The 23,076-nt window shown below is 62.5% G+C and carries 24 protein-coding genes and 1 tRNA gene; 18 read left to right on the forward strand and 7 right to left on the reverse strand.

Annotation, left to right across the window (positions count from 1 at the left end):
• Positions 1-12 precede the first annotated feature (12 nt).
• The 7 genes from KW568_RS00770 (at position 13) to KW568_RS00800 (ending at position 6,392) form a co-directional block, all read left to right on the forward strand.
• Entirely contained in the window at positions 13-756 is a 744-nt protein-coding gene (locus KW568_RS00770; RefSeq protein ID WP_003255896.1) for a LytTR family DNA-binding domain-containing protein, read from the forward strand.
• Positions 757-874: 118 nt separating this feature from the next.
• Positions 875-1,816 carry a hydroxymethylbilane synthase gene (hemC, locus tag KW568_RS00775; RefSeq protein WP_003255895.1) on the forward strand — a complete coding sequence of 314 codons (942 nt, stop codon included), beginning with the start codon at positions 875-877 and terminating at the stop codon, positions 1,814-1,816.
• Entirely contained in the window at positions 1,813-2,580 is a 768-nt protein-coding gene (locus KW568_RS00780) for a uroporphyrinogen-III synthase (protein WP_003255894.1), read from the forward strand. The genes hemC and KW568_RS00780 overlap by 4 nt, the downstream gene beginning before the upstream one ends.
• A gap of 45 nt (positions 2,581-2,625) precedes the next feature.
• Positions 2,626-3,726, forward strand: coding sequence for a uroporphyrinogen-III C-methyltransferase (locus KW568_RS00785; RefSeq protein ID WP_004576401.1), 1,101 nt, complete (start codon positions 2,626-2,628; stop codon positions 3,724-3,726).
• A complete protein-coding gene (locus KW568_RS00790; protein WP_003255891.1) occupies positions 3,723-4,961 on the forward strand; it encodes a heme biosynthesis protein HemY in 1,239 nt (412 codons plus the stop codon). The genes KW568_RS00785 and KW568_RS00790 overlap by 4 nt, the downstream gene beginning before the upstream one ends.
• Before the next feature lie 222 nt (positions 4,962-5,183).
• Complete coding sequence (locus KW568_RS00795) at positions 5,184-5,690, forward strand: disulfide bond formation protein B (RefSeq protein ID WP_004576400.1); 507 nt, start codon at positions 5,184-5,186, stop codon at positions 5,688-5,690.
• Between the two features lie 231 nt (positions 5,691-5,921).
• A complete protein-coding gene (locus tag KW568_RS00800) occupies positions 5,922-6,392 on the forward strand; it encodes an Rsd/AlgQ family anti-sigma factor (RefSeq protein ID WP_003255887.1) in 471 nt (156 codons plus the stop codon).
• A gap of 8 nt (positions 6,393-6,400) precedes the next feature.
• On the opposite strand, the gene KW568_RS00805 is transcribed toward KW568_RS00800, so the two are convergent.
• On the reverse strand, positions 6,401-7,039 hold the full coding sequence (locus KW568_RS00805) for an FKBP-type peptidyl-prolyl cis-trans isomerase (protein WP_004576399.1): 639 nt from the start codon (positions 7,037-7,039) through the stop codon (positions 6,401-6,403).
• 178 nt (positions 7,040-7,217) lie between these two features.
• On the opposite strand from KW568_RS00805, the gene KW568_RS00810 reads away from it, so the two are divergent.
• Entirely contained in the window at positions 7,218-8,234 is a 1,017-nt protein-coding gene (locus KW568_RS00810) for an AlgP family protein (protein ID WP_004576398.1), read from the forward strand.
• Here the strand turns inward: KW568_RS00810 and KW568_RS00815 are convergent.
• The gene (locus tag KW568_RS00815) at positions 8,213-8,692 is read right to left on the reverse strand and encodes a TIGR02444 family protein (RefSeq protein WP_004576397.1); all 480 of its coding nucleotides are present in this window, start codon (positions 8,690-8,692) and stop codon (positions 8,213-8,215) included. The two genes, KW568_RS00810 and KW568_RS00815, sit on opposite strands and share 22 nt — an antisense overlap.
• A gap of 50 nt (positions 8,693-8,742) precedes the next feature.
• Between KW568_RS00815 and KW568_RS00820 the strand changes: the two genes are divergently transcribed.
• The 3 genes from KW568_RS00820 to KW568_RS00830 all read left to right on the forward strand — a co-directional run bounded on the left by KW568_RS00820 (position 8,743) and on the right by KW568_RS00830 (position 11,972).
• Entirely contained in the window at positions 8,743-10,653 is a 1,911-nt protein-coding gene (locus KW568_RS00820) for an ATP-binding cassette domain-containing protein (protein ID WP_003255882.1), read from the forward strand.
• Complete coding sequence (locus KW568_RS00825; protein WP_003255880.1) at positions 10,653-11,240, forward strand: mechanosensitive ion channel family protein; 588 nt, start codon at positions 10,653-10,655, stop codon at positions 11,238-11,240. The genes KW568_RS00820 and KW568_RS00825 overlap by 1 nt, the downstream gene beginning before the upstream one ends.
• A 99-nt stretch (positions 11,241-11,339) precedes the next feature.
• Positions 11,340-11,972: a LysE family transporter gene (locus KW568_RS00830; RefSeq protein WP_003255879.1), complete on the forward strand. Its 633-nt coding sequence runs from the start codon at positions 11,340-11,342 to the stop codon at positions 11,970-11,972.
• A 45-nt stretch (positions 11,973-12,017) separates the two neighbouring features.
• On the opposite strand, the gene KW568_RS00835 is transcribed toward KW568_RS00830, so the two are convergent.
• Both KW568_RS00835 and KW568_RS00840 read right to left on the reverse strand, forming a co-directional pair.
• Positions 12,018-12,773: a slipin family protein gene (locus tag KW568_RS00835; protein ID WP_003255877.1), complete on the reverse strand. Its 756-nt coding sequence runs from the start codon at positions 12,771-12,773 to the stop codon at positions 12,018-12,020.
• Positions 12,774-12,775: 2 nt separating this feature from the next.
• A complete protein-coding gene (locus KW568_RS00840) occupies positions 12,776-14,122 on the reverse strand; it encodes a nodulation protein NfeD (RefSeq protein WP_004576396.1) in 1,347 nt (448 codons plus the stop codon).
• Between the two features lie 98 nt (positions 14,123-14,220).
• On the opposite strand from KW568_RS00840, the gene KW568_RS00845 reads away from it, so the two are divergent.
• From KW568_RS00845 to KW568_RS00855, 3 genes are all read left to right on the forward strand, one after another.
• Positions 14,221-14,679, forward strand: a complete 459-nt coding sequence (locus KW568_RS00845) for an aminoacyl-tRNA deacylase (RefSeq protein WP_003255874.1) — start codon at positions 14,221-14,223, stop codon at positions 14,677-14,679.
• 61 nt (positions 14,680-14,740) lie between these two features.
• Positions 14,741-14,983 (forward strand): DUF2789 domain-containing protein, encoded by a 243-nt coding sequence (locus KW568_RS00850; protein ID WP_003255873.1) that lies wholly within the window; start codon positions 14,741-14,743, stop codon positions 14,981-14,983.
• Between the two features lie 69 nt (positions 14,984-15,052).
• Positions 15,053-15,691, forward strand: a complete 639-nt coding sequence (locus tag KW568_RS00855) for a hypothetical protein (RefSeq protein WP_003255871.1) — start codon at positions 15,053-15,055, stop codon at positions 15,689-15,691.
• Positions 15,692-15,697: 6 nt separating this feature from the next.
• Here KW568_RS00855 and KW568_RS00860 read toward each other — a convergent pair whose 3' ends face one another.
• From KW568_RS00860 to KW568_RS00870, 3 genes are all read right to left on the reverse strand, one after another.
• The gene (locus tag KW568_RS00860; protein ID WP_003255870.1) at positions 15,698-16,135 is read right to left on the reverse strand and encodes a CBS domain-containing protein; all 438 of its coding nucleotides are present in this window, start codon (positions 16,133-16,135) and stop codon (positions 15,698-15,700) included.
• A gap of 170 nt (positions 16,136-16,305) precedes the next feature.
• Positions 16,306-18,036, reverse strand: a complete 1,731-nt coding sequence (locus KW568_RS00865; RefSeq protein ID WP_004576395.1) for a dipeptidase — start codon at positions 18,034-18,036, stop codon at positions 16,306-16,308.
• Positions 18,037-18,198: 162 nt separating this feature from the next.
• Positions 18,199-18,275, reverse strand: a tRNA-Arg gene (locus KW568_RS00870).
• Between the two features lie 45 nt (positions 18,276-18,320).
• On the opposite strand from KW568_RS00870, the gene KW568_RS00875 reads away from it, so the two are divergent.
• The 4 genes from KW568_RS00875 to KW568_RS00890 all read left to right on the forward strand — a co-directional run bounded on the left by KW568_RS00875 (position 18,321) and on the right by KW568_RS00890 (position 23,043).
• Positions 18,321-18,524, forward strand: coding sequence for an aryl-sulfate sulfotransferase (locus KW568_RS00875; RefSeq protein WP_223817421.1), 204 nt, complete (start codon positions 18,321-18,323; stop codon positions 18,522-18,524).
• Between the two features lie 219 nt (positions 18,525-18,743).
• The gene (gene gabD, locus KW568_RS00880; RefSeq protein ID WP_003255867.1) at positions 18,744-20,186 is read left to right on the forward strand and encodes an NADP-dependent succinate-semialdehyde dehydrogenase; all 1,443 of its coding nucleotides are present in this window, start codon (positions 18,744-18,746) and stop codon (positions 20,184-20,186) included.
• A 182-nt stretch (positions 20,187-20,368) separates the two neighbouring features.
• The gene (gene gabT, locus KW568_RS00885; RefSeq protein ID WP_003255866.1) at positions 20,369-21,646 is read left to right on the forward strand and encodes a 4-aminobutyrate--2-oxoglutarate transaminase; all 1,278 of its coding nucleotides are present in this window, start codon (positions 20,369-20,371) and stop codon (positions 21,644-21,646) included.
• 137 nt (positions 21,647-21,783) lie between these two features.
• Positions 21,784-23,043, forward strand: coding sequence for a response regulator (locus tag KW568_RS00890; RefSeq protein ID WP_003255865.1), 1,260 nt, complete (start codon positions 21,784-21,786; stop codon positions 23,041-23,043).
• Positions 23,044-23,076: the final 33 nt, after the last annotated feature.

Here is a 23,076-nt window from a genome sequence, read left to right on the forward strand (position 1 = left end):
TCCAGCGCAATTATGAATGTCCTGATCGTTGATGACGAACCCCAAGGCCGTGAACGCCTCAGCCGGCTGCTCGGCGAACTGGAGGGTTACACTGTGCTGGAGCCCAGCGCCACCAACGGCGATGAGGCCTTGGCGCTGATTGAAAGCCTCAAGCCCGATGTGGTCCTGCTGGACATCGGCATGCCAGGCCTGGATGGCCTGCAGGTTGCCGCTCGCCTGTGCGAACGCGAGGCGCCGCCGGCGGTGGTGTTTTGCTCCGGGGATGATGAATACGGTGCAGAGGCATTCAAGGACAGTACCCTCAGCCATGTGACCAAGCCCTTCCAGGCCCAGGCCTTGCGCGATGCCTTGCGCAAGGCCGAAAAACCCAACCGCGCCCAATTGGCGGCGCTTACCCGGCCGGCCAATGAAGGCGGCGGCCCTCGCAGCCATATAAGTGCCCGCACGCGTAAAGGCATCGAACTGATCCCTTTATCCCAGGTGATCTATTTCATTGCCGACCACAAGTATGTGACCTTGCGTCACGAAACCGGGGAGGTGCTGCTTGACGAGCCACTCAAAGCCCTGGAAGACGAATTCGGCGAACGCTTCGTGCGCATCCATCGCAATGCGTTGGTCGCCCGCGAGCGCATCGAACGCTTGCAGCGCACCCCGCTGGGGCACTTTCAGCTGTATCTGAAAGGCCTGGACGGCGATGCCTTGACCGTCAGCCGTCGCCATGTGGCCGGTGTGCGCAAGATGATGCAGACCCTCTGAGGCCCTTGGACTCGGGCCGCTCCTGCACCTGACTGCGTGTGGCCTGTTGATCCGTATCTGCAAGCGATACCGGCGATGCTGTTATGATCGGCGGTATTTCTCTGGATCGGGGCGTTTCATGTCCACTCGCGAAATCCGCATTGCCACCCGTAAAAGTGCTTTGGCCCTGTGGCAGGCCGAATACGTCAAGGCCCGCCTCGAGCAGGCCCACACCGGTCTGCAGGTGACCTTGGTGCCCATGGTCAGCCGCGGTGACAAGTTGCTCGACGCGCCGCTGGCAAAAATCGGCGGCAAGGGGCTGTTCGTCAAGGAACTGGAAACCGCGCTGTTGGACAACGAAGCCGACATCGCCGTGCACTCGATGAAAGACGTGCCCATGGACTTCCCCGAGGGCCTGGGCCTGTACTGCATCTGCGAGCGTGAAGACCCGCGTGATGCCTTCGTTTCCAATACCTTTGACAGCCTCGAAGCGCTGCCCGCCGGCAGTATCGTCGGTACCTCAAGCCTGCGCCGTCAGGCCCAGTTACTGGCGCGCCGCCCAGACCTGCAAATCCGTTTTCTGCGCGGCAACGTCAACACCCGCCTGGCGAAGCTGGATGCCGGCGAGTACGACGCCATCATTCTCGCCGCGGCGGGCCTGATCCGTCTGGGCTTCGAGGACCGCATCACCTCCACCATCAGCGTCGATGACAGCCTGCCGGCAGGTGGTCAGGGCGCGGTGGGCATCGAGTGCCGCAGTGCCGACGTTGAGATCCATGCACTGCTGGCGCCACTGCACCATGTCGACACCGCTGACCGGGTGATCGCCGAGCGCGCCCTGAACAAACGCCTGAATGGTGGCTGCCAAGTCCCGATCGCCTGCTACGCGGTCCTTGAAGGTGACCAGCTGTGGCTGCGTGGCCTGGTCGGCCAGCCTAGCGGCGGGACCTTGCTGGTGGCCGATGCCCGTGCACCCCGTGCCGCTGCCGAGGCCCTGGGCGTACAGGTGGCCGAAGACCTGCTGGGGCAGGGCGCCGAGGCCATTCTGAAGGAAGTCTACGGCGAGGCCGGTCACCCGTGAGCCAATGGCGCCTGTTGCTGACCCGGCCTGCCGAGGACTGCGCGGCGCTGGCGCAAAGCCTGGCGGCAGCGGGCGTGGGTAGCAGTTGCCTGCCACTGCTGGAAATTGAACCTATTACCGTGCAAGCCCCACAGCGACTGTCGCTGGAGGGCTTGCATGACTTCCAGGCGATCATTGTGGTCAGCAAGCCGGCCGCCCGGCTGTTGCTCGAGCATCTGGCCGAGACCAGCATCCAGCCTCCGCAGCGAGGCTGGTTCACCGTAGGTGAGGCAACCGCTGGGGTGCTGCAGGGTGCAGGGCTGGAGGTAAGCTTTCCGCCGCGTGGCGATGACAGCGAAGCCTTGCTGGCATTGCCGGCCCTGCGCCAGGCACTTACCGAGCCGGCACCGCGTGTCTTGATCGTTCGCGGCGTCGGAGGTCGCGAACTGCTGGCAGAGCGTCTTGCAGAGCAAGGTGCTAGTGTCGAATATCTGGAACTGTATCGTCGCTGCCTGCCGGCCTACCCGGCGGGTACGCTGATGCGCCGCATTGAAGCGGAACGCCTCAATGGCCTGGTGGTCAGCAGTGGGCAGGGTTTTGAACATTTGCAGCAGATGGCCGGTGCCGATTGGCTGCGGCTGGCCCAGTTGCCGCTGTTCGTGCCCAGCCCGCGGGTCGCCGAGCAGGCCAAGGCCGCCGGGGCCCAACAGGTTGTGGATTGCCGTGGCGCCAGTGCCACGGCCTTGCTGGCAGCCGTGCAGCGTAGCGCTGCACCTGCCTCTTAAGGCGCTAAGCTGAATGCGGTGCGCCCCCATGCAAAGGATGGATACGTGAGCGAGACTGTCTTGTCCAATAACGATCAACCGTCGGCACAGGCGCCTGCGGAACCCGTTACCACCCCACCTGCCAAGCGCTCCGGCAGTGGCCTGGCAGCGTTGGCCTTGCTGCTGGGTGCGGCCGGGGTGGCGGTAGGTGGCTGGGGTGTCTGGCAGGTGCGTCAACTGCAGGGCAGTGAGTTCAACCAGGGCCAGCACATCGAGGCGCTGACCCAGCGCGCCGAGGCGTTGCAGCAACGTGAACAGCAGATCAGTGCGCAACTCGCCAGTCTGCCAGCCGCCAGCGAGCTGGAAGACCGCCGGCGTTTGGTAGCCCAACTGCAGGGCGACCAGCAGCGGCTCAGTCAGCGCCTGGAAACCGTGCTGGGAGAAAGCCGCAAAGAGTGGCGCCTGGCCGAAGCCGAGCACCTCCTGCGCTTGGCTACCCTGCGCCTTTCCGCGTTGCAGGACATCACCAGTGCCAAAGCCCTGGTCGAAGGCGCCGACGAGATCCTGCGCGAGCAGAGCGACCCGGGTGCCTTCGCCGCCCGCGAGCAACTGGCACGCAGCCTGGCCACGCTCAACAGCACTCAGCAACCGGACCGTACTGGCCTGTTCTTGAAACTGGCTGCGCAGCGTGAGCTGGTACAGCAGTTGAGCGCCCAGTCCCCCGAGTTTGACAGTAACGCCGATGCGCTTGGCGCCCTGACCGCCGACGGTGATGGTGCCAGCAGGCTGTCGCAGTGGTGGGCAGAAATATCCAAGTACTTCCAGATCGACTTCAACGCTGATGAAAACGTGCGTCCGTTGCTGGCCGGGCAGCAACTGAACCAGCTGCGCCTGGCCCTGAGCCTGACTATCGAGCAGGCCCAGTGGGCGGCGCTCAATGGTGAGGCCAAGGTTTACACGCAGGCGCTGGACGACGCCCGCAGCGTACTGCTGGCCAACTTCAATGCAGACAACCCGCAAAGCAAGGCCATGCTCGACAGCCTCAATGCGTTGGCCGATCAGCCGGTGTCGGTGGTTACCCCTGACCTTAGTGAAAGCCTGGCGGCAGTGCAGGCCTATATTCAGCGCCGTCACCTGCCGGCCGAGGCTGAAGGGGGCAAGCCATGAAGCGTGTCTACCTGTTGGCCGTGCTTGCGATCGTGGTTGCTGCGGCACTGGGCATCGCGGTCGCCAAGCACAGCGGCTATGTACTGATTTCCTATGGTGGCTTCCGTTATCAGTCGGGGCTGTGGGCTGCCTTGGCGGGTATTTTGGCGGTCGTCCTGCTGCTGTGGTTGCTGCGCTATCTGGTCGGCCTGGTGCTGACTTCCAGTGGTGTGGTCAACCCGTGGTCACGGCGTAACCGCAGCCGACGTATCCGCCTGGCGATCGAACAGGGCCAGCTCGATCTTGCCGAGGGCCGCTGGGCCAGTGCCCAACGGCACTTGCACCGTGCCGCCGAGGCTGAGCGCCAGCCGTTGCTGTACTACCTCGGTGCCGCGCGTGCCGCCAACGAGCAAGGCCGCACCGAAGACAGCGACAACCTGCTGGAGCGTGCCCTGGAGCGCCAGCCGCAAGCCGAGCTGGCCATTGCCCTGACCCATGCCCAGTTGCAAATGGACCGTGGCGAAAACGATGGAGCCCTGGAAACCCTGCTGGCCATGCAGGAACGCCACCCGCACAACGGCCAGGTGCTGCGCTTGCTGCAACGCCTTTACGTGGAGCGCGGCGACTGGTCTGCACTGATCCGCCTGATGCCCGACCTGCGCAAGGGCAAGGTGCTGCCGGCCGCAGAGCTGGCTGCTCTGGAACAACGCGCCTGGGGCCAGAACCTGAGCCTGGCGACCACCCGTGGCGAAGATGCGCACAGTGCACGCCAATCCTTGGAGCGTGCCTGGCAGCAGTTGACCGCAGCCCAGCGCCAGGAGCCGCAACTGGTGCTGGCGTACGCCGAGCAATTGCGCCAGGTAGGTGCCCAGAACGAGGCCGAACAGGTGCTGCGCACAGCCCTCAAGCGCGACTACGAAAGCCATCTGGCCCGCCTTTACGGGCTGGTGCGTGGTGATGACCCGGTACGTCAGTTGCAAACCGCTGAAGGTTGGCTCAAGGCTCACCCGCAAGACGCCAGCCTGCTGCTGACCCTGGGCCGTCTGAGCCTGCAAAACCGCTTGTGGGGCAAGGCGCGTGACTACCTTGAAAGCAGCCTGCGCATGGAGCGCAACCCCGAGGCCTGTGCAGAGCTGGCTCGCCTGCTCGCGGGGCTGGGCGAGACGGAGCGCAGCAACCAGCTGTTCCAGGAGGGCCTTGGCCTGCTGGACGAGCGCCTGCTGGCGCTGCCTTTGCCAGAAGGCGTGCGCGCCTGACCTACCCCAAGGCCCGCGCAAAGGTGCGGGCTTTGGGGGCAGGTAATTTATCTTTCGCTGTCAGTTTGATCTGAAGTCTATTTCTTCAGTCGCCTCCTACGGCATATCTGGAAATTTCCTACGCGATTCAGTGACTTGTCGTTGCTGTCGTGCCTTGAAACAAAGCGTGTCTTTCCTCTACCGTTTCAAGCCACTACTTTTTCCCCGGGACCTTCACCGCCCATGCTGCCGGCCCGTTTGCGCACCTTTTTTCTTCCTGCCTGCCTGGTTGCACTGGCGGTACTGGTTGCGTCTTTCCGTCTGGAAAACACAGTGGGGCTGATGCCGTGCCCGTTGTGCCTCAGCCAACGGTTGCTGCTTGGCGTGTACGCGCTGCTGTGCTTCGCAGCCGTGCTGCAGGCGCCGGGCACGCGGGGCATCCTTCGTTATGCTCGCCTGGTGCTGGGCTGCTCGTTGGCCGGCGCATTGCTGGCAGCACGGCATGTCTGGTTGCAGGGGGCTGAGGGGGTCAATGAGGTATGCCCGGTGCCGATCGGGCGAGTGTTCGAGCAATCCTGGGGTGAGGCGGCACGGCAACTGTTGCTGGGTGGCCCGGATTGTCGTTCGCTTGCCTGGAGCTTTCTCGATCTGACACTGCCGGAATGGAGCCTGTTAGCCTTCCTGCTGCTGGCGGTGGTGCCCTTGAGTTGCCTGCTGGCGTATCGTTTCCGCACCCTGGCAAGAACATGACCTGGCGCAAGGTTGTGCCATTAGCGCGACCAATGGTGATGTAACAGGGTATTAAACACTTGTATGAACTTTGTGTGCTGCGTACCTTGAAGGGCAGCACGCGCGGGAATAATCTCCCAGCACGCATACCGGAAAAACAACTGCTCGATGCCGTCCTGCTGATGTCACCTTTGTGCTGCGCGGTCGTGGTGCGAGGTGCAGCGGCATCTACCCAGAAGGGAAGAGATCGCCATGCTCGATAGTTGTCAGAACGCCCAGGAACGCTGGGGTGGGGTTCACAAGCTGATCGACCGTTGGCTGGAGGAGCGCCAGGAACTGGTGCAGGCTTTTCGCGCCCTGCGCGATGTGAGGCCAGCCTTCGCCGACAAGGACACCAACGGGGACTTTTGCGCCCTTCTGGTCGACTACGTTTCGGCGTGGCACTTCGAAGTCTGCGAGCAACTGGTCAGCGAGGCCAAGGCGTTCGGAGACAAGAAGGCGCTGAAGCTGGCCGAAGAGATCAACCCACGGATCAACGACAGTACTCAGATCGCACTGGCCTTCAATGACCATTGCACCAAGGGGGAGTGCAAGGACACCGAACGCTTTGCCGAGAAGCTGGCCAAATTGGGCGGGTTGTTGCATGAGCGCTTCGAGCTTGAAGACTGCCTGATCGAAGTGCTGCACAACGCACACAAAGAAGAGGGTGCAGTGCAGGCCTGAGGTTGGCGTCAGTCGCCAACCGCCAGCAGTTCGATCTCGAATACCAAGGGGGTGTAGGGTGCAATCAGGTCTCCCGCCCCCTCGGCGCCATAGGCTTGCGCTGAAGGAATTACCAAGCGCCACTTGGCGCCAGTGTGCATGTTCGGCAAGGCGACCTGCCAGCCTTCGATAACCGAATCCAGGTTGAACCATTGGGGGGTCTGGTTCTGGTCGAAGACTGAGCCATCCGGCAATCTGCCCACATAGCGCACCTGCACTTTGCCGCCCGCTTTCGGCTGCACACCTGTGCCTGGTTGCAATTCGCTGTACAGCACACCTTCCGTTAGTTCGTGCACCCCATAACGCCCACGTTCATTAGCCATGAAACGCGTTTCGGCGGCCTGCAGCTTTTGCACAGCGGCGTCGCCTTCCTGGGCCTCATGCTGCTGCAGCACCGCCTGCATGCGTGCCTTGTCGAGTTTCAGGGGTTGCCCCTGATAGGACTGCTTCAGGCCTTCGACCAGTGCATCCAGCTGCAAGCCCGGCATCTCCTGGCGCAGGCGCTCACCCAGGCTGGCACCCAGGCTGTAGGCCAAATCGTGGTCGTCGTTGGCGGCCAAGGCGAGGGGTGCCATCAGGCATAAACCCAAAACAAGATATCGAGGCAACGCCTGACTCCCAAATACCAGCAATGATTAATTCAGCAACTACACTTTCACGCAGCTGCAAGATAACAACTTTGCCCAGGCATGCAACGCGGCGTAAACATTACGGTCAACATGCCCTAGCGGCGGTAGCAGCAGAAGCATAGTATGAGCCGCAATCTCGTCAGCCAGGAGGTAAACCATGTCGGCCAAAAAGAAGCCAGTAAGTACGCCGTTACACCTGCTCCAGCAACTTTCGGGCAGCTTGCTCGAACACTTGGAAGAGGCCTGCTCGCAAGCGCTGGCTGATGCGGAAAAACTGCTGGCGAAGTTGGAAAAGCAGCGTGGCAAGGCGCAGGAAAAACTGCACAACGGTCGCCTGAAACTGCAAGACGCGGCCAAAGCAGGTAAAGCCAAGGCGCAAAGCAAGGCGCAAAAAGCCATCGGTGAACTTGAAGAACTGCTCGAGTCTCTCAAGGAACGTCAAACCCAGACGCGCTCTTACATTCAGCAACTCAAACGCGATGCTCAGGACAGCCTCAAGCTGGCTCAGGGTGTAGGCAAGGTACGCGAAGCTGCAGCCAAGGCCCTTGATCTGCGTGCGGCTAAACCCACCAAGCCCGCTACTGCCAAGCCTGCGGCCAAACCAGCTGCCAAGGCGACCACTGCCGCCAAGCCTGCGGCCAAGGCGACCACTGCCGCCAAGCCTGCGGCCAAACCAGCCGCCAGGGCGACCGCTGCCGCCAAGCCTGCGGCCAAACCAGCTGCCAAGGCGACCGCTGCCGCCAAGCCTGCGGCCAAACCGGCTGCCAAGGCGACCGCTGCCGCCAAACCTGCGGCCAAACCGGCTGCCAAGGCCACCGCTGCTGCCAAACCTGCGGCCAAACCGGCTGCCAAGGCGACCGCTGCCGCCAAGCCTGCAGCCAAACCGGCTACCAAGGCGACCGCTGCTGCCAAGCCTGCAGCCAAACCGGCTACCAAGGCGACCGCTGCCGCCAAACCTGCGGCCAAGCGAGCTGCCAAAGCCCCTGCTGCCAAGCCGGCCGCAAAACCAGCTGCCGCCAAGGCACCTGCACGCACGGCCGCCAAACCCGCCGCCAAGCCTGCTGAAGCCAAGCCTGCTACACCACCGGCGGCCACAACCAACTCGGTGAGCCCGGCTGCTGCTGCACCGTCGGCACCTGTGAGTACTCCGGCTCAGGCACCTTCGGCGTCCTGAAGCGTAGCCGCTGCGACGCGCAACTGAACTAGCGCGTCATGATGCAGAGCCTGGTCCGGTGCCAGCCGGGCCAGCCAGTCGTCCGCGGGCTCATGGGAGCCCACGGGCCACTGTTGTGAGCGTTCCTGCAAGCGCTCCAGCAAGGCTTTTTCAGCCCGCAACTCCAACCCCTTCACCTGCTCACGTAATGCCGCCAGTTGTGTATCACCCGATGCTGTGGCTCGCCATTGCTGGCGCAGGCTGCGTAGCGGAGTGACCACGTCACGCTGCCAGGGCTCGGCAAGTTCTTGCAGTGCTTGCGCGCGTTCGCCCAGTACGGCCACACCACGTGCTTGCAGCCAGGTCGCGCACAGCAGCAGGCAGACATCGCCACCCAGTGCCTGCAATTCAAGGCAGGCGGCTTCCACGCCGGGCCTGGCATACAGGGTCAGTGCGTAATTCCACAGGTCGGTGTGCATGGTTCCACTCGCGCTATGGGCCGAGGAAGCTGGTAGACTCCGCGACCATCATGATCAGACTATCCAACCTCACTTTACAGCGTGGTCCGCAGCGCTTGCTAGAAGGCGCCGAGATGACCCTGCACGCCGGTCACAAGGCCGGCCTGATCGGCGCCAACGGCGCCGGAAAATCCAGCCTGTTCGCCTTGCTGCGCGGTGAGCTGTCGCCCGATGCCGGTGACTGCCAACTGCCCGGCGACTGGCGCATCGCCCACATGCGCCAAGAGGTCGACACCCTCGACCGCCTGGCTGTGGACTATGTGCTTGACGGCGACGTGCGCCTGCGCAAGGTCCAGGCCGAACTGGCCGCGGCCGAGCACGCCCACGACGGCACCGCCCTGGCGCGCCTGCACAGTGAGCTGGAAAGCGCCGACGGCTATACCGCCGATGCCCGTGCGCGCAAGTTGCTGGCTGGGCTGGGCTTCACCAACGAACAGATGGACCGCCGTGTCGGCGATTTCTCTGGTGGCTGGCGGATGCGCCTGAACCTGGCCCAGGCACTGATGTGCCCGTCCGACCTGTTGCTGCTCGACGAGCCCACCAACCACCTCGACCTCGACGCGATCCTGTGGCTGGAAGACTGGCTCAAGGGCTACCCCGGCACGTTGTTGCTGATCTCCCACGACCGTGACTTCCTCGATGCCGTGGTAGACCATGTGCTGCACGTCGAGCAACGCAAGCTCAACTTGTACAAAGGCGGCTACACCGCCTTTGAGCGCACCCGTGCCGAGCGCTTGGCGCAGCAGCAGCAGGCCTACGAGAAGCAGCAGGCGCAGCGCGCGCACATGGAGAAGTACATTGCCCGCTTCAAGGCGCAAGCCACCAAGGCCCGCCAGGCGCAAAGCCGAATCAAGGCCCTGGAGCGCATGGAAGAGCTGTCGGCGGCGCATGTCGATTCACCGTTCGACTTTGTCTTCCGTGAATCGCAGAAAATTTCCAGCCCGTTGCTGAGCCTTTCCGAAGGTCGCCTGGGTTATGGCGACAAGGCCATCCTCGACAAGGTCAAACTGCAGCTCACCCCAGGCGCTCGTATTGGTCTGCTCGGGCCCAACGGCGCCGGCAAGTCGACCCTGATCAAGAACCTTGCAGGTGAACTGGAGCCGTTGTCGGGCCGTCTGGTTCGTGGCGAGAACCTGGCTGTAGGCTACTTTGCCCAGCACCAGTTGGACTCGCTGGACGACAAGGCCAGCCCGCTGCTGCACCTGCAGCGCATCGCCCCTGCCGAGCGTGAGCAGACGCTGCGCGACTTCCTCGGCGGCTTCGATTTCCATGGTGCCCGCTGCGACGAGCCGGTGGTTAACTTCTCCGGTGGCGAAAAGGCTCGTCTGGCACTCGCGCTGATTGCCTGGGAGCGGCCAAACCTGCTGCTGCTTGACGAACCGACCAACCACCTGGACCTGGAAATGCGTCTGGCACTGACCATGGCCTTGCAGGAGTTTGCCGGTGCAGTGGTGGTGGTGTCCCACGACCGTCATTTGCTCAAGAGCACCACGGACGACTTCCTGCTGGTGGCCGACGGTAAGGTCGACACCTTCGACGGTGACCTGGAGGACTACAGCCGCTGGCTGGTCGAGTACCGCCAGCGCAGTGCGCCGGCCAGTACTGCACCGGCCAACCCGGACAAGACCGACAAGAAAGCCCAGCGCCAGGCTGCCGCAGCCTTGCGTCAGCAGTTGGCACCGCACAAGAAGGCTGCCGACAAGCTGGAAACCGAGCTCAACCAGGTGCACACGCAATTGGCCGAGATCGAGACCGCGCTGGGTGATGGTGGCCTTTACGAGGCGGCGCGCAAGGACGAGTTGCGCGACCTGCTGGCGCGCCAGACCAAGCTCAAGCAACGCGAAGGCGAGCTGGAAGAGGCCTGGATGGAAGCGCTGGAAACCCTTGAAAGCATGCAGGCCGAACTCGAGGCGTTGTCCTGATGGAGGAACTGCGTTCGCTGCTGCCAGGGCAATGGATGGACACCTTCTGGCTGGGTTTGCAGATCCTCTTGATCCTGGCCGCGGCGTTCGTCCTGCAGCGCATCATTGCTCGCGGGCTGAGCCGCCTGGGCCAGCGTTACCCGTTACCGCCGGAGCTGCTGGTGCCCGTGCGCGGTGGCCTGCGCTGGCTGATCATGGGCAGCGCGCTGCTGTTCGTGCTGGAGCGCATGGGCGTTTCGGCAACCGTGTTGTGGACAGCACTTTCCGGCTTCGTAGCGGTAGCGGCGGTGGCCTTCTTCGCCATGTGGAGCGTGCTGTCCAACCTGTTGTGCGCGGTGTTGATTTTCACGGTCGGGCCGTTTCGCATCGGCGATGTGGTCGAGCTGGTCGACACCCTCGACAAGCCAGGCGTGAAAGGCCGGGTGATTGCTATCAACCTGCTGTTCACCACCCTGCTGGAAGTGCCCGAAGCGGGCGGGGCGCTGGTGCAGGTGCCCAATAGTCAGTTCTTCCAGAAGTCGGTGCGGCGCTGGCGCGGTGCCGAGGTACAGGCCCTGCACAAAGAAACAGCTGCCGAAGCGGACTGAGCCTGCACTGGCCCCACAAATCCATCAGAAATCACTGGTTATTTTTTCGCCAAAACCTTAGCTTAACGTTTTGCAACAAATGTTCGAGCGAGGTGTGTGATGTCGATGGAAGTATGGTTAGGCTTTTTTGCCGCCTGCTGGGTGATCAGCCTTTCACCCGGTGCCGGGGCGATTGCCTCGATGTCCAGCGGCCTGCAATACGGCTTCTGGCGTGGTTACTGGAACGCCCTGGGCCTGCAGCTGGGCCTGATCATGCAGATCGCCATCATCGCCGCCGGCGTCGGTGCCGTCCTGGCCGCCTCGGCCACGGCGTTCCAGGTCATCAAGTGGTTTGGCGTCGCCTACCTTGTGTACCTGGCCTACAAGCAGTGGCGTGCCCTGCCGATGGACATGAGCGATGAATCAGGCGTGCGCCCGATCGGCAAGCCGTTGAGCCTGGTGTTCCGTGGTTTCCTGGTCAACATCAGCAACCCCAAGGCGCTGGTGTTCATGCTGGCGGTGCTGCCGCAGTTTCTCAATCCCCATGCGCCGCTGCTGCCGCAATATGTGGCGATCACCGTGACCATGGTCACGGTCGACCTGCTGGTGATGGCGGGGTACACCGGGTTGGCTTCGCATGTGTTGCGCATGTTGCGCACACCCAAACAGCAGAAGCGTTTGAACCGCACCTTTGCCGGGTTGTTCATTGGTGCAGCCACCTTCCTTGCGACCTTGCGCCGCGCGCCGGTCTGACAGGCCGCATACAGGCCATTCGCGGGCAAGCCCGCGATTGGCCCATCACTCTTTCTCCTTGCCCACCAAACCCTTCAGCAGATCTATCGGCAGCGGAAAGACGATGGTCGAGCTCTTGTCCCCGGCAATCGTCCCCAGCGTCTGCATATAGCGCAACTGCATCGCCCCCGGCTCCTTGCTCAGCATTTGTGCGGCTTGCATCAGTTTCTCCGACGCCTGCAGTTCACCCTCGGCATGAATCACCTTGGCCCGACGTTCGCGCTCGGCCTCGGCCTGGCGGGCGATGGCGCGTACCATCGACTCGTTCAGGTCAACGTGCTTGATCTCGACGTTGGCCACCTTGATGCCCCAGGCATCCGTCTGCGCATCCAGCACCTGGCGGATGTCCAGGTTCAGTTGCTCGCGTTCTGCCAGCAGCTCATCCAGCTCGTGTTTGCCCAGCACCGCACGCAGGGTCGTCTGGGCCAGCTGGCTGGTTGCCACCAGAAAATCCTCAACCTGAATGATCGCTTTCTGCGGGTCGAGTACGCGAAAGTACAACACTGCGTTGACCTTGACCGAAACGTTGTCGCGGGTGATCACATCCTGCGGCGGCACATCCAGTACCACTGTGCGCAGGTCGACCCGCACCATTTGCTGGATCACCGGGATCAACAGGATCAGCCCCGGCCCTTTGACCTGCCAGAAGCGCCCCAGCTGGAACACCACGCCGCGCTCGTATTCGCGCAGGATGCGAAATGCCGACAGCACCAGCATGGCCAGCACAATCAGCACAGCGCCGAAACCGACTTGCATGAACATGGTCATTCTCCTTGCGTCGCTGGGGCGGCGGCGCTCACTTCCAGCATCACGCCATGGCGCGCGGTCACCCGTACGTTCTGGCCAGTTTGCAGCGGCGTTGCGCACTGCACTTGCCATTGCTCGCCCTGAGCCAGCACAACACCACAGAAGGGGTCGCTTGCCATCACCTGGGTGACGGTGACCAGGCTGCCGACCAGGCCGGCGTCGCCGCTGACCAGTGCCCGTCGGCGGGCCTTGAGGGCCATGCCCAGCACGCCACCGATCAGGAGTGCCGAGAGCAGCGCCAAGGTGCCGATCAAGGCCAGCGGGATGCCGAAACCGGGGGCGTCGGTGTCGATCAGGATCAACGCGCCGACCACAAAGGCAACGATGCCGCCGAAGCCGACCACGCCGAAACTGGGCAAGAAGGCTTCGGCGATCATGAAGGTGATGCCAAGCAGGATCAGCGCCACCCCGGCAAAACTCACCGGCAATAGCTGCAGCGCATACAGCGCCAGCAGCAGGCAGATACCACCGACCACACCGCCCACCGCAGAGCCGGGGTTCATGAATTCGAACAACAGGCCGTAAACGCCGATCATGATCAGAACCAGCGCTACGCTGGGGTTGGTGATTACCGCCAGAACCCGTGTGCGCCAGTCCGGCAGGTGCTCGACCACGCTGGCGCCTGCGGTCTGCAACTGGCGTGGCTGGCCGGCCACCTGGAGCGTTTTGCCGTCGAGCTCGCGCAGCAGGTCAGGCAGGTCATCGGCCACCTGATCGATCACGTTCAGCCGCAAGGCCTCGTTGGCGGACAGGCTGACCGCCTCGCGCACGGCCTTCTCCGCCCAGTCGGCGTTGCGGCCGCGCATCTGCGCCAGGCCACGGATGTAGGCGGCGGCGTCGTTGACCTGTTTGCGTGCGAGGGTTTCATCGTCGCCGCCTTTGGCTTTGTCGTCACTGGGCGTGCCAGGCGCGCCGCCGATCCGCACCGGCGTGGCGGCGCCCAGGTTGGTCCCGGGCGCCATCGCTGCAATATGGCTGGCGTAGAGAATATAGGTGCCGGCGCTGGCGGCGCGGGCGCCGCTGGGGGCAACGTAGCTGGCGACGGGTACGGAGCTGGCGAGAATCGCCTTGATCATCTGGCGCATGGCACTGTCCAGCCCGCCCGGGGTATCCATGCGGATAACCACCAGTTGCGCGCCTTGCGCCTGGGCCTGGCCGAGGCTGCGCACCAGGTAGTCGGCGCTGGCCGGGCCGATGGCGTCGTCAATGCCCAGCACCCACACCGCGCCGGGCGCTGCCTGGCCACCTGGCGTGATGCCAAGCAACAACAGCAGCAACAGCCAGCGCCAGCAGCGGGCGATCACCTGTCGTCACCTCATTTGCGCGTATTACACAAGTTTAGCCCCGACCACCCGTACCCGGCCTAAAATTGAGAATTGGGGGGCGAAACCGGAGGTGCATCATGCGTATGGCAAAGACCCTGCAGGCCCGCCTGGACAAGGCCAACTGCGACTACGACATCATTCCCCACCCACATTCGGCCACCAGCCTGGAGTCGGCCCGAACGGCCGGCGTGCCCGCCGAGCGGGTCGCCAAGTCGGTGATGCTCGATGACCGTCATGGCAACTACATCATGGCCGTGCTACCGGCCAACCGGCACCTGGACATGACCAAGGTGCGTATGTCCGGGGCCTGGCATCTGACCCGTGAAAGTGGTCTGCCGAGCCTGTTCAATGACTGCGAACGCGGTGCCGTGCCGGCCCTTGGCGATGCTTACCAGATAAAAATGCTGCTCGACCCGAGTCTTACCCGCCAAGGCGATGTCTACCTGGAGGCGGGTGACCACGATCACCTGATTCACATGAGCATGGAGCAGTACATGAAACTGGTGCCGCACGCCGAAGTGCGCGAGCTGTGCTGATGTTTTCAAACCAATGCCAGGCGGGCGTCGTGGACGGCTTGCCTGGCGCTAAGGAGGAACCATGGAAGCGCCGATCCATCCCTTTGCCGAACTGTTCAAGCAGTTGGGCTTGCCCGACGATCCCAAGAGTATCGATCAGTTCATCACCAGCCATTCCCCGCTGAAGAACGAAATAAAGCTGGTGGATGCGCCGTTCTGGACCGACTCACAGCGTGCATTTCTCCAGGACATCATCATTGAAGATTCCGATTGGGCCGTGCCCTTCGATCAACTCAACGAAGCCTTGCGCCGCCCCCGAAAATAAAGCGCCGAGCGGCACCTGACGAGTGATCGGCCGTTGCTATGCTCAGGAAAACAATAAGGGGATAGCGCGATGAAAGATCCCTACGCACCAGGTTTCTGGTGTTCCGTGACGATCCTGGGCACCCTGACGGCCAGTTACTTCTATGGCATCAGGCAGACGCAACAGATGAACCAGGCCGTGCATTTCCTGTATGCCGCTGCCGCAGTCACTGTAGCGGTTGCACTGGTGGCGCTGACATGGATCGCCTGGCAGCAGTTGCGCCTGAACAAGCGCGAAGTGGTGCAGGGGCGAACGTTGCTGACCATCTGGAACACCAAGGTTGCGCTACGCCGCGTCGAGACGGTTTTCGACCGTTATTTCTGGGGCAGCTACTGGCATTCGGGGCGTACCTTCGAAGAGGTCATGGGCGAGCTCAGGGGCACTCCGCTGGAGCAGAGCCTGGATGCGCTGAAGCGCCAGTGCCGGGTGCTCGACCGCGAAATCCATGACCGCCATCACCACTGGCTGGCCAATGCTCGCGACCTGTCCAGCGTGGCACAGGCGATGGCCCGTGAACGCTACCAGCTGGACCTCGGCGAGCCCACGCACAGCGGCCACGGCAATACGGCAGTGCTCAACCGTGACCTGGAAGTGCTGGTGTACACCTGGTCGGCGCGCTTGCGTAGCTTCGACCATCAGCTGGACGAACTGGAGCGCGCCTACCATTGAGGCGCTTCATTCGCCGCGGATGTACTGCTCCATTTGCTTGATCAGGCTCGCCTGTTCGTCAATGGTTTCCTTGACCAGGTCGCCGATCGACAGAAGGCCGAGCAACCTGCCGTTGTCGACCACCGGCAGGTGACGCAGGTGCCGATCGGTCATCAGGTTCATGCAGAAATCGAGCTTTTGCTTGGGATCCACAGTGACTACCGGTGCGCTCATGATTTCGCGTACCGGCGTAGCGGCGGAAGAGCGGCCCTTGAGGACCAGTTTGCGCGCGTAGTCCCGCTCACTGACGATGCCCACTACCTGGCCACCCTCGACCACGGGCAGCGCACCGATGTTTTTCTCCGCCAGCAGTTTCAGGGCGTCGAGCACCGAGTCATCCGGGCCGATGGTGTACACGGTCTGGTGCTGGGACTTGGTCTTGAGGATTTGTTCGACGGTCTTCATACGGGCCTCTGCGGGTGAAAAAAGCACTGTCTCGGTGTAACTAAAGCATCCGGTACGGCGCTCTGCACGGCAATGCAGGAAACGGCATGGAGGCGATTGAAAAACGTCATGGCTGTTCGGTTGTAGCGGCCTTTTCGCGGCTAAAGCCGCGAAAAGGCCGGTACTGCCGATCAAAGCTTCGGCATCTGCCCGATCCGCGCCACCATTTCGCTCACCACCTGCAAGTCCAGCATGAACTGCTCCACGGTCTTGAACTCGTTGTCGTTGTGCCCGGTGTACTTCACGTCCGGCATGGCCAGGCCGAACTGGACGCCGTTGGGCAGGTCGTGGACCGAAGTCGCACCGGCGGACGTGCCGAACTCATGCTTCATCCCCAGGTTCTCGGTGGCCACAGCGAGCAGGGCCTTTACCCATTCGCCTTCAGGGTTGCGGTACATCGGCTCGTCCAGGCTGAAGTCGAACGCCACCGAGGTGTTGCTTTGCCGGGTCCATTTGCCCAGTTTGTCGGCCAGTTCGTCCTTGATCGTGGCGATCGGCTTCCCCTTGGGAATGCGCAGATTCACCGCCAGTTTCAAGCCTTTGTCATCCACCCCGACAAAAGTCAGCGAGGTGGTCAGCGGGCCCATGAACGGGTCCTTGAAGGCCACGCCTAGCGTGTTGCCCAGGTAGTCCAGGCCCCAGTTTTCGGCGGCGTAGCGGGCCGCGTCGGTAAAGTGGTTGTGCTTGAGCGACACCTGCTGGCCGAGGCCATTGATGAAGTCGAGCATACGCGCCACCGGGTTGATGCCGGATTCCGGCTCCGAAGAGTGTGCGGAAACACCGGTCACGGTGAGCAAGACTTGCTTGCCGTCGGCCTTGGCGTCGATGCTGAAGTCGCTTCCATGCTGCTTCACATATCTGGCGCCGGCTTGCTGCAGGTGCTTGGCCAGCTGTGCCGGGTTGTCAGAAATCAGGGTCGCAACCGAAGTTGTCGGGATCTGGTTGGTGGCCAGGCCGCCGGTCAGGTTGACGATCTCGGCACCCTTGCCGCTGGCCGGGCGCTTGGTGAAGCTGGCCATGACCGTGCCGTAGCCTTTCTCGGCAATCACTACGGGGTAGCCGCCGTCGAGGGCCAGGTTGTAATCGGGCGTAGGGTTGCGCTCAAAGTAGTAGGGGATGGCATCACCGCTGGTTTCTTCGGTGGTGTCGATCAGCAGCTTGAACTGCCGGGCGAGCGGCAGGTTTTCGTCCTTGGCCACTTTCAGCGCGTACATCGCCACCACGATGCCGTTCTTGTCGTCTTCGGTGCCGCGGCCGTACATGCGGTCACCCACCAGGGTGACCTTGAACGGGTCCAGGCGCGTACCGTCGGCCAGCTTCCAGTTGTCCGGGTTGACCGGCACGACGTCAGCGTGGGCATGGATACCGATCACTTCCTTCCCGCTGCCCAGCGAGATCTCGTACACCCGGTTGTCGATGTTGCGGAAGGCCAGGCCGAAGCGCTCGGCCAAGGCCTTGATCTTGTCGGCGATCTTGAGGAATTCAGGGTTTTCGTACTGCGGTGTACCCTCGACATTGAAGGTGGGGATGGCTACCAGTTCACGCAGGGTTTCGGTAGCGGCTTTGCCATACTTGATGCGGGTATACAGGCCGAGCAGGCGGTTGATCTCGTCTTGTTGCTCGGCGGCCAATGGCTTGTTGGCCAGGTAGGCGTCGACGGTTGCCTCGAGGTTGTCGGCCTTGCCCTGGTCGCTGCCTTTGAGCTTGCCGAGAAAATGCCTGAAGTCGCTTGGGTCGCTGCCGTCGAAGGCTTTGATGATGGCTGCGGACTGCTGCTGGGTGAGGTTGGCTTGGGCAGGCTGGGTGAACAGGCCAATGCCGGCCAGCAGCAGGGTGGTGGCGGTGAGTTTTTTCAACTGCATGGTTGTGCGCATTCCTTTGCCAATCATTGTTATGGGTTACCCGTTCGGAGAACGGGAAGACGCCCACGCTAACATCAATGACCCGTGGCACGGGAGTACCAGAAAGGTGACATGGCGCACAAACGAAAAAGCCCCGGGCTCAGGCCCAGGGCTTTCTTGATATGGCGCACTCGGCGGGATTCGAACCCACGACCCCTGCCTTCGGAGGGCAGTACTCTATCCAGCTGAGCTACGAGTGCAACGCGCACGCATGATACCCATCTGTATCGTTGACGTCCATCGCCTTGATCTGTAGCTGTTTTTACCGTGTTGGCTGTGCAGATCCCCGGGGCCGGATACACGACAATACCGATCAAACTGTCGGCCAGGGTGGAACCGGCCGTAACTGGACCCGCGTCAATGCCGTCGACTACGCTGCCGATGGCGACAGCATCATCGTTTCAGCCCACCATCAGGGTGTGTTGAACATTGGCTTTGACAAGCAGTAAAACGATTTTTGGCGTCGCCCCGAGTCCGGTCGCCGCATCGTCTACCCTTCAGCGGCCATTCTGCGGGCGATTTCAGATGGGCTGTTCAACCATTCGTTCTTTTTTTCGAACAGCCTATTGTCCAACACCCCAGCAGCCGCTTAGCATTCGTTTGAGATTTCAAACGCTCGATGCCCTGCCTTGGGCGCTTTTCAACAATCAACAATTCGGGAAGCCGACATGCAGCTCAAAGACGCTCAGTTGTTCCGCCAGCAAGCCTATATCAATGGTGAGTGGCTGGATGCGGACAACGGCCAGACCATCAAGGTGACCAACCCGGCCACCGGCGAAGTCATCGGTACCGTGCCGAAGATGGGCACCGCGGAAACTCGCCGTGCCATCGAAGCCGCCGACAAGGCCCTGCCGGCCTGGCGTGCCCTGACTGCGAAAGAGCGCTCGGCCAAGCTGCGTCGCTGGTTCGAACTGATGATCGAGAACCAGGACGACCTGGCTCGCTTGATGACCACCGAACAGGGCAAGCCGCTGGCCGAAGCCAAGGGCGAAATCGCCTACGCGGCCTCGTTCATCGAGTGGTTCGCCGAAGAAGCCAAGCGCATCTACGGTGACACCATCCCAGGCCACCAGCCAGACAAGCGCCTGATTGTCATCAAGCAGCCAATCGGCGTTACCGCGGCCATCACCCCGTGGAACTTCCCGGCCGCCATGATCACCCGTAAAGCCGGCCCGGCCCTGGCCGCTGGCTGCACCATGGTCCTCAAGCCGGCTTCGCAAACCCCATACTCCGCTCTGGCCCTGGTCGAGCTGGCCCACCGTGCCGGCATCCCGGCTGGCGTGCTGAGTGTGGTGACCGGCAGCGCCGGCGAAGTTGGCGGCGAACTGACCGGCAACTCCCTGGTACGCAAGCTGTCCTTCACCGGCTCGACCGAAATCGGTCGCCAGCTGATGGAAGAATGCGCCAAGGACATCAAGAAGGTTTCCCTGGAGCTGGGTGGCAACGCCCCGTTCATCGTGTTCGACGACGCCGACCTGGACAAGGCGGTCGAGGGCGCGATCATCTCCAAGTACCGTAACAACGGCCAGACCTGCGTCTGCGCCAACCGTATCTACGTGCAGGACGGCGTCTACGACGCGTTCGCCCAGAAGCTGGCCGCTGCAGTTGCCAAGCTGAAGATCGGTAACGGCCTGGAAGAAGGCACCACCACTGGCCCGCTGATCGATGGCAAGGCTGTCGCCAAGGTCCAGGAGCATATCGAGGACGCCGTCAGCAAAGGCGCCAAAGTGCTGTCCGGTGGCAAGCTGATCGAAGGCAACTTCTTCGAGCCGACCATCCTGGTTGACGTACCGAAGACCGCTGCTGTCGCCAAGGAAGAGACGTTCGGCCCACTGGCGCCGCTGTTCCGCTTCAAAGACGAAGCCGAAGTCATCGCCATGTCCAACGACACCGAGTTCGGCTTGGCCTCGTACTTCTACGCCCGTGACATGAGCCGTGTGTTCCGTGTCGCCGAAGCCCTGGAGTACGGCATGGTGGGTATCAACACCGGCCTGATCTCCAACGAAGTGGCGCCGTTCGGTGGTATCAAGGCTTCGGGCCTGGGCCGCGAAGGTTCCAAGTACGGTATCGAGGACTACCTCGAAATCAAATACCTGTGCATCAGCGTCTGATAGCACGGTAAAGGCTTTACCTCTGCCAGCGGGGCGCGAGAGCGACGTCTCGCTGGCCTTTTTTACATTGCAGTACCTGGTGGCCAGGGCGTTCACGACAGTCGATCAACGAATACTGTTCGCGAGCACTCCCAGCCGCCCCCGAATAAAAGCGCCATTCCTGTCGGCGCAATGAGGGCATTATGAGCAAAACCAACGAATCCTTGATGCAACGTCGTGTAGCTGCCGTCCCACGTGGCGTCGGCCAGATCCACCCGATCTTCGTCGACACCGCGAAGAACTCGACCGTGATCGACGTTGAAGGCCGCGAACTGATCGACTTCGCCGGCGGCATCGCAGTACTGAACACCGGCCACCTGCACCCGAAAGTGGTTGCAGCCGTGCAAGAGCAGCTGACCAAGGTCAGCCACACCTGCTTCCAGGTGCTGGCTTACGAGCCCTACGTAGAGCTGTGCGAAAAGATCAACAAGCTGGTCCCAGGCGACTTCGACAAGAAGACCCTGCTGGTCACCACCGGCTCCGAAGCCGTTGAAAACGCCGTCAAGATCGCCCGTGCTGCCACTGGCCGCGCTGGCGTCATCGCCTTCACCGGCGGTTATCACGGCCGTACCATGATGACCCTGGGCCTGACCGGCAAGGTCGTGCCGTACTCCGCTGGCATGGGCCTGATGCCAGGCGGCATCTTCCGCGCCCTGTTCCCGAGCGAACTGCACGGTATCAGCGTTGACGACGCCATCGCCTCGGTCGAGCGCATCTTCAAGAACGACGCCGAGCCGCGCGACATCGCCGCGATCATCCTCGAGCCAGTACAAGGCGAAGGCGGCTTCCTGCCAGCGCCGAAAGAGCTGATGAAACGCCTGCGCGCCCTGTGCGACCAGCACGGCATCCTGCTGATCGCCGACGAAGTACAAACTGGCGCTGGCCGTACCGGCACCTTCTTCGCCATGGAACAGATGGGCGTTGCGCCTGACCTGACCACCTTCGCCAAATCCATCGCTGGCGGCTTCCCGCTGGCCGGTGTGTGCGGCAAGGCCGAATACATGGACGCCATCGCGCCTGGCGGCCTGGGCGGTACCTACGCGGGTTCGCCGATCGCTTGCGCCGCAGCCCTGGCCGTGATCGAAGTGTTCGAAGAAGAAAAACTGCTGGACCGCAGCAAGGCTGTGGGTGAGCGCCTGACCGCCGGCCTGCGCGAAATCCAGAAGAAGTACCCGATCATCGGCGACGTCCGTGGTCTGGGCTCGATGATTGCCGTCGAAGTCTTCGAGAAAGGCACTCACACCCCGAACGCTGCTGCTGTTGGCCAGGTTGTCGCCAAGGCTCGTGAAAAGGGTCTGATCCTGCTGTCTTGCGGCACCTACGGCAACGTCCTGCGTATTCTGGTTCCGCTGACCGCCGAAGACGCGCTGCTGGACAAAGGCCTGGCCATCATCGAAGAGTGCTTCGCTGAAATCGCCTGATGTGACGCGCTTCAGAAAAAACCCGCCTCGGCGGGTTTTTTTATGCCCAGATAAGCCATGTGGCGCTATGGTTATCGGAGGATTGGCTTTGGAAGCTGCGACGGACTGTGTGTCAGGGTATTCAGGAGTAGTTGGTGATGAGCGCTGCAGCCCCCACCCCACCAAGCGTACTGATTGTCGAAGGCGATCCTTGGGTACGGGACATGCTCAGCGAGATGCTGCTCAGCGTGCGCTGTGATGCCCGCCTGCAGGTATGCGCTGACGGCGCGCAGGCGCTCAGTGCCCTGTCCAGCAAGCCGGACCTGATCATCGCTGCCCGCGAGCTGGCCGGTGTCGACGGCCTCGACCTGCTGCGCAAGGTGCGCGCCAAAGGGCCAGGGGTGCCGTTCATTCTCATGAGTAACCGCAATGACAGCGCCAGTGTGCGCGAAGCGCTGCCCCTGCACCCCACGGCTTACCTGAGCAAGCCACTGAACCTGGATAACCTGCGCAAGCGCCTGCAAGAGTTGCTGCTGGCCGTTGGCGAGGAGATTGCCTGCCCGGTACCGGCGTTGCAGGCGGGAGCCAGCCTGCCAGCCTACCTTGAGCAGCGCCGCGCTACCGCCGATGGCGGGCCGCTCCTGGCCGATGTGCAGGTAGCGATCAATCGAGCGCTAAACCCCCAGGGCCTGAACCTCAGGGTGCTCGAAGAGGAGGTGCGTAACGACCCGCAGGTGACGGCGGTGCTGATCGCTGCCGCCAATAGTGCGGCTTTGCACCGTGAAGCCCCGGTGCAGACGTTGCTGCAGGCCCTGAACAAGCTTGGCAGTACCCAAAGCATGAACCTGATCCTGGGCATGACCCTCAAGCGCAGCGCACGCCTCAGCGACCCACTGTTGGCAGAGCACGCCGCCCGTTACTGGGACCTGTCACTGCACACTGCCGAATATGGCCGCACCTTGGCGCGCATGCTCGAGCTGGACGAGGGCCGTTGTTATTGCGCGGGCTTGCTGCATTGCCTGGGCGACCTGGCGGTGTTGCGCTGCCTGCAAGAGTGGCGGTTGGCCGGGGGAGACCTGGACGAGCGCAATGTGCAGCAATCGCTGGAAGAGTTTGGTGCGGCGTTCGGCTCGGCGCTGCGTACTCGCTGGCGTTTGCCGCTGGCACTGCGCGAGTTGATCGCTGCGATCTACCAGTTGGGCGGTGGCGTTTACTCGCGGGAGATCCTGGCCATGAACCTGGCTGGGCAGTTGTCGCGGCTGCCGGCTGGGCAGGGGCTGGAGAAGGTGGCCAGCGGCAAGACGGCGCGCCTGCTCAAGCTTGGCCTGCCGGAGCTGAGGCGGTTGCGCAAAGAGGAGAACCCGGAAGTAAAACCGCAGGAAGAACCGCCGGTGGCTGGGGCCGAGGTTTCCAGCTGAGATTCGGGGGCCGCATTGCGGCCCTTCGCGGGC

The sequence above is a fragment of the Pseudomonas sp. HD6515 genome (genome assembly GCF_024971855.1).
In the GTDB taxonomy this organism is placed as follows: domain Bacteria; phylum Pseudomonadota; class Gammaproteobacteria; order Pseudomonadales; family Pseudomonadaceae; genus Aquipseudomonas; species Aquipseudomonas alloputida.

Excerpts from the sequence above, each read along its gene's own strand:
- KW568_RS00835 (WP_003255877.1), bottom strand. The coding sequence starts at position 12,773 with ATGTTCATGCAAGTCGGTTTCGGCGCTGTGCTGATTGTGCTGGCCATG.
- gabD (WP_003255867.1), top strand. The coding sequence starts at position 18,744 with ATGCAGCTCAAAGACGCTCAGTTGTTCCGCCAGCAAGCCTATATCAAT.
- KW568_RS00800 (WP_003255887.1), top strand. The coding sequence starts at position 5,922 with ATGCTCGATAGTTGTCAGAACGCCCAGGAACGCTGGGGTGGGGTTCAC.
- KW568_RS00855 (WP_003255871.1), top strand. The coding sequence starts at position 15,053 with ATGAAAGATCCCTACGCACCAGGTTTCTGGTGTTCCGTGACGATCCTG.
- KW568_RS00820 (WP_003255882.1), top strand. The coding sequence starts at position 8,743 with ATGATCAGACTATCCAACCTCACTTTACAGCGTGGTCCGCAGCGCTTG.
- KW568_RS00790 (WP_003255891.1), top strand. The coding sequence starts at position 3,723 with ATGAAGCGTGTCTACCTGTTGGCCGTGCTTGCGATCGTGGTTGCTGCG.
- KW568_RS00810 (WP_004576398.1), top strand. The coding sequence starts at position 7,218 with ATGTCGGCCAAAAAGAAGCCAGTAAGTACGCCGTTACACCTGCTCCAG.
- KW568_RS00860 (WP_003255870.1), bottom strand. The coding sequence starts at position 16,135 with ATGAAGACCGTCGAACAAATCCTCAAGACCAAGTCCCAGCACCAGACC.
- hemC (WP_003255895.1), top strand. The coding sequence starts at position 875 with ATGTCCACTCGCGAAATCCGCATTGCCACCCGTAAAAGTGCTTTGGCC.
- KW568_RS00865 (WP_004576395.1), bottom strand. The coding sequence starts at position 18,036 with ATGCAGTTGAAAAAACTCACCGCCACCACCCTGCTGCTGGCCGGCATT.
- KW568_RS00815 (WP_004576397.1), bottom strand. The coding sequence starts at position 8,692 with ATGCACACCGACCTGTGGAATTACGCACTGACCCTGTATGCCAGGCCC.
- KW568_RS00830 (WP_003255879.1), top strand. The coding sequence starts at position 11,340 with ATGTCGATGGAAGTATGGTTAGGCTTTTTTGCCGCCTGCTGGGTGATC.
- KW568_RS00770 (WP_003255896.1), top strand. The coding sequence starts at position 13 with ATGAATGTCCTGATCGTTGATGACGAACCCCAAGGCCGTGAACGCCTC.
- KW568_RS00890 (WP_003255865.1), top strand. The coding sequence starts at position 21,784 with ATGAGCGCTGCAGCCCCCACCCCACCAAGCGTACTGATTGTCGAAGGC.
- KW568_RS00850 (WP_003255873.1), top strand. The coding sequence starts at position 14,741 with ATGGAAGCGCCGATCCATCCCTTTGCCGAACTGTTCAAGCAGTTGGGC.
- KW568_RS00795 (WP_004576400.1), top strand. The coding sequence starts at position 5,184 with ATGCTGCCGGCCCGTTTGCGCACCTTTTTTCTTCCTGCCTGCCTGGTT.
- KW568_RS00825 (WP_003255880.1), top strand. The coding sequence starts at position 10,653 with ATGGAGGAACTGCGTTCGCTGCTGCCAGGGCAATGGATGGACACCTTC.
- KW568_RS00845 (WP_003255874.1), top strand. The coding sequence starts at position 14,221 with ATGCGTATGGCAAAGACCCTGCAGGCCCGCCTGGACAAGGCCAACTGC.
- gabT (WP_003255866.1), top strand. The coding sequence starts at position 20,369 with ATGAGCAAAACCAACGAATCCTTGATGCAACGTCGTGTAGCTGCCGTC.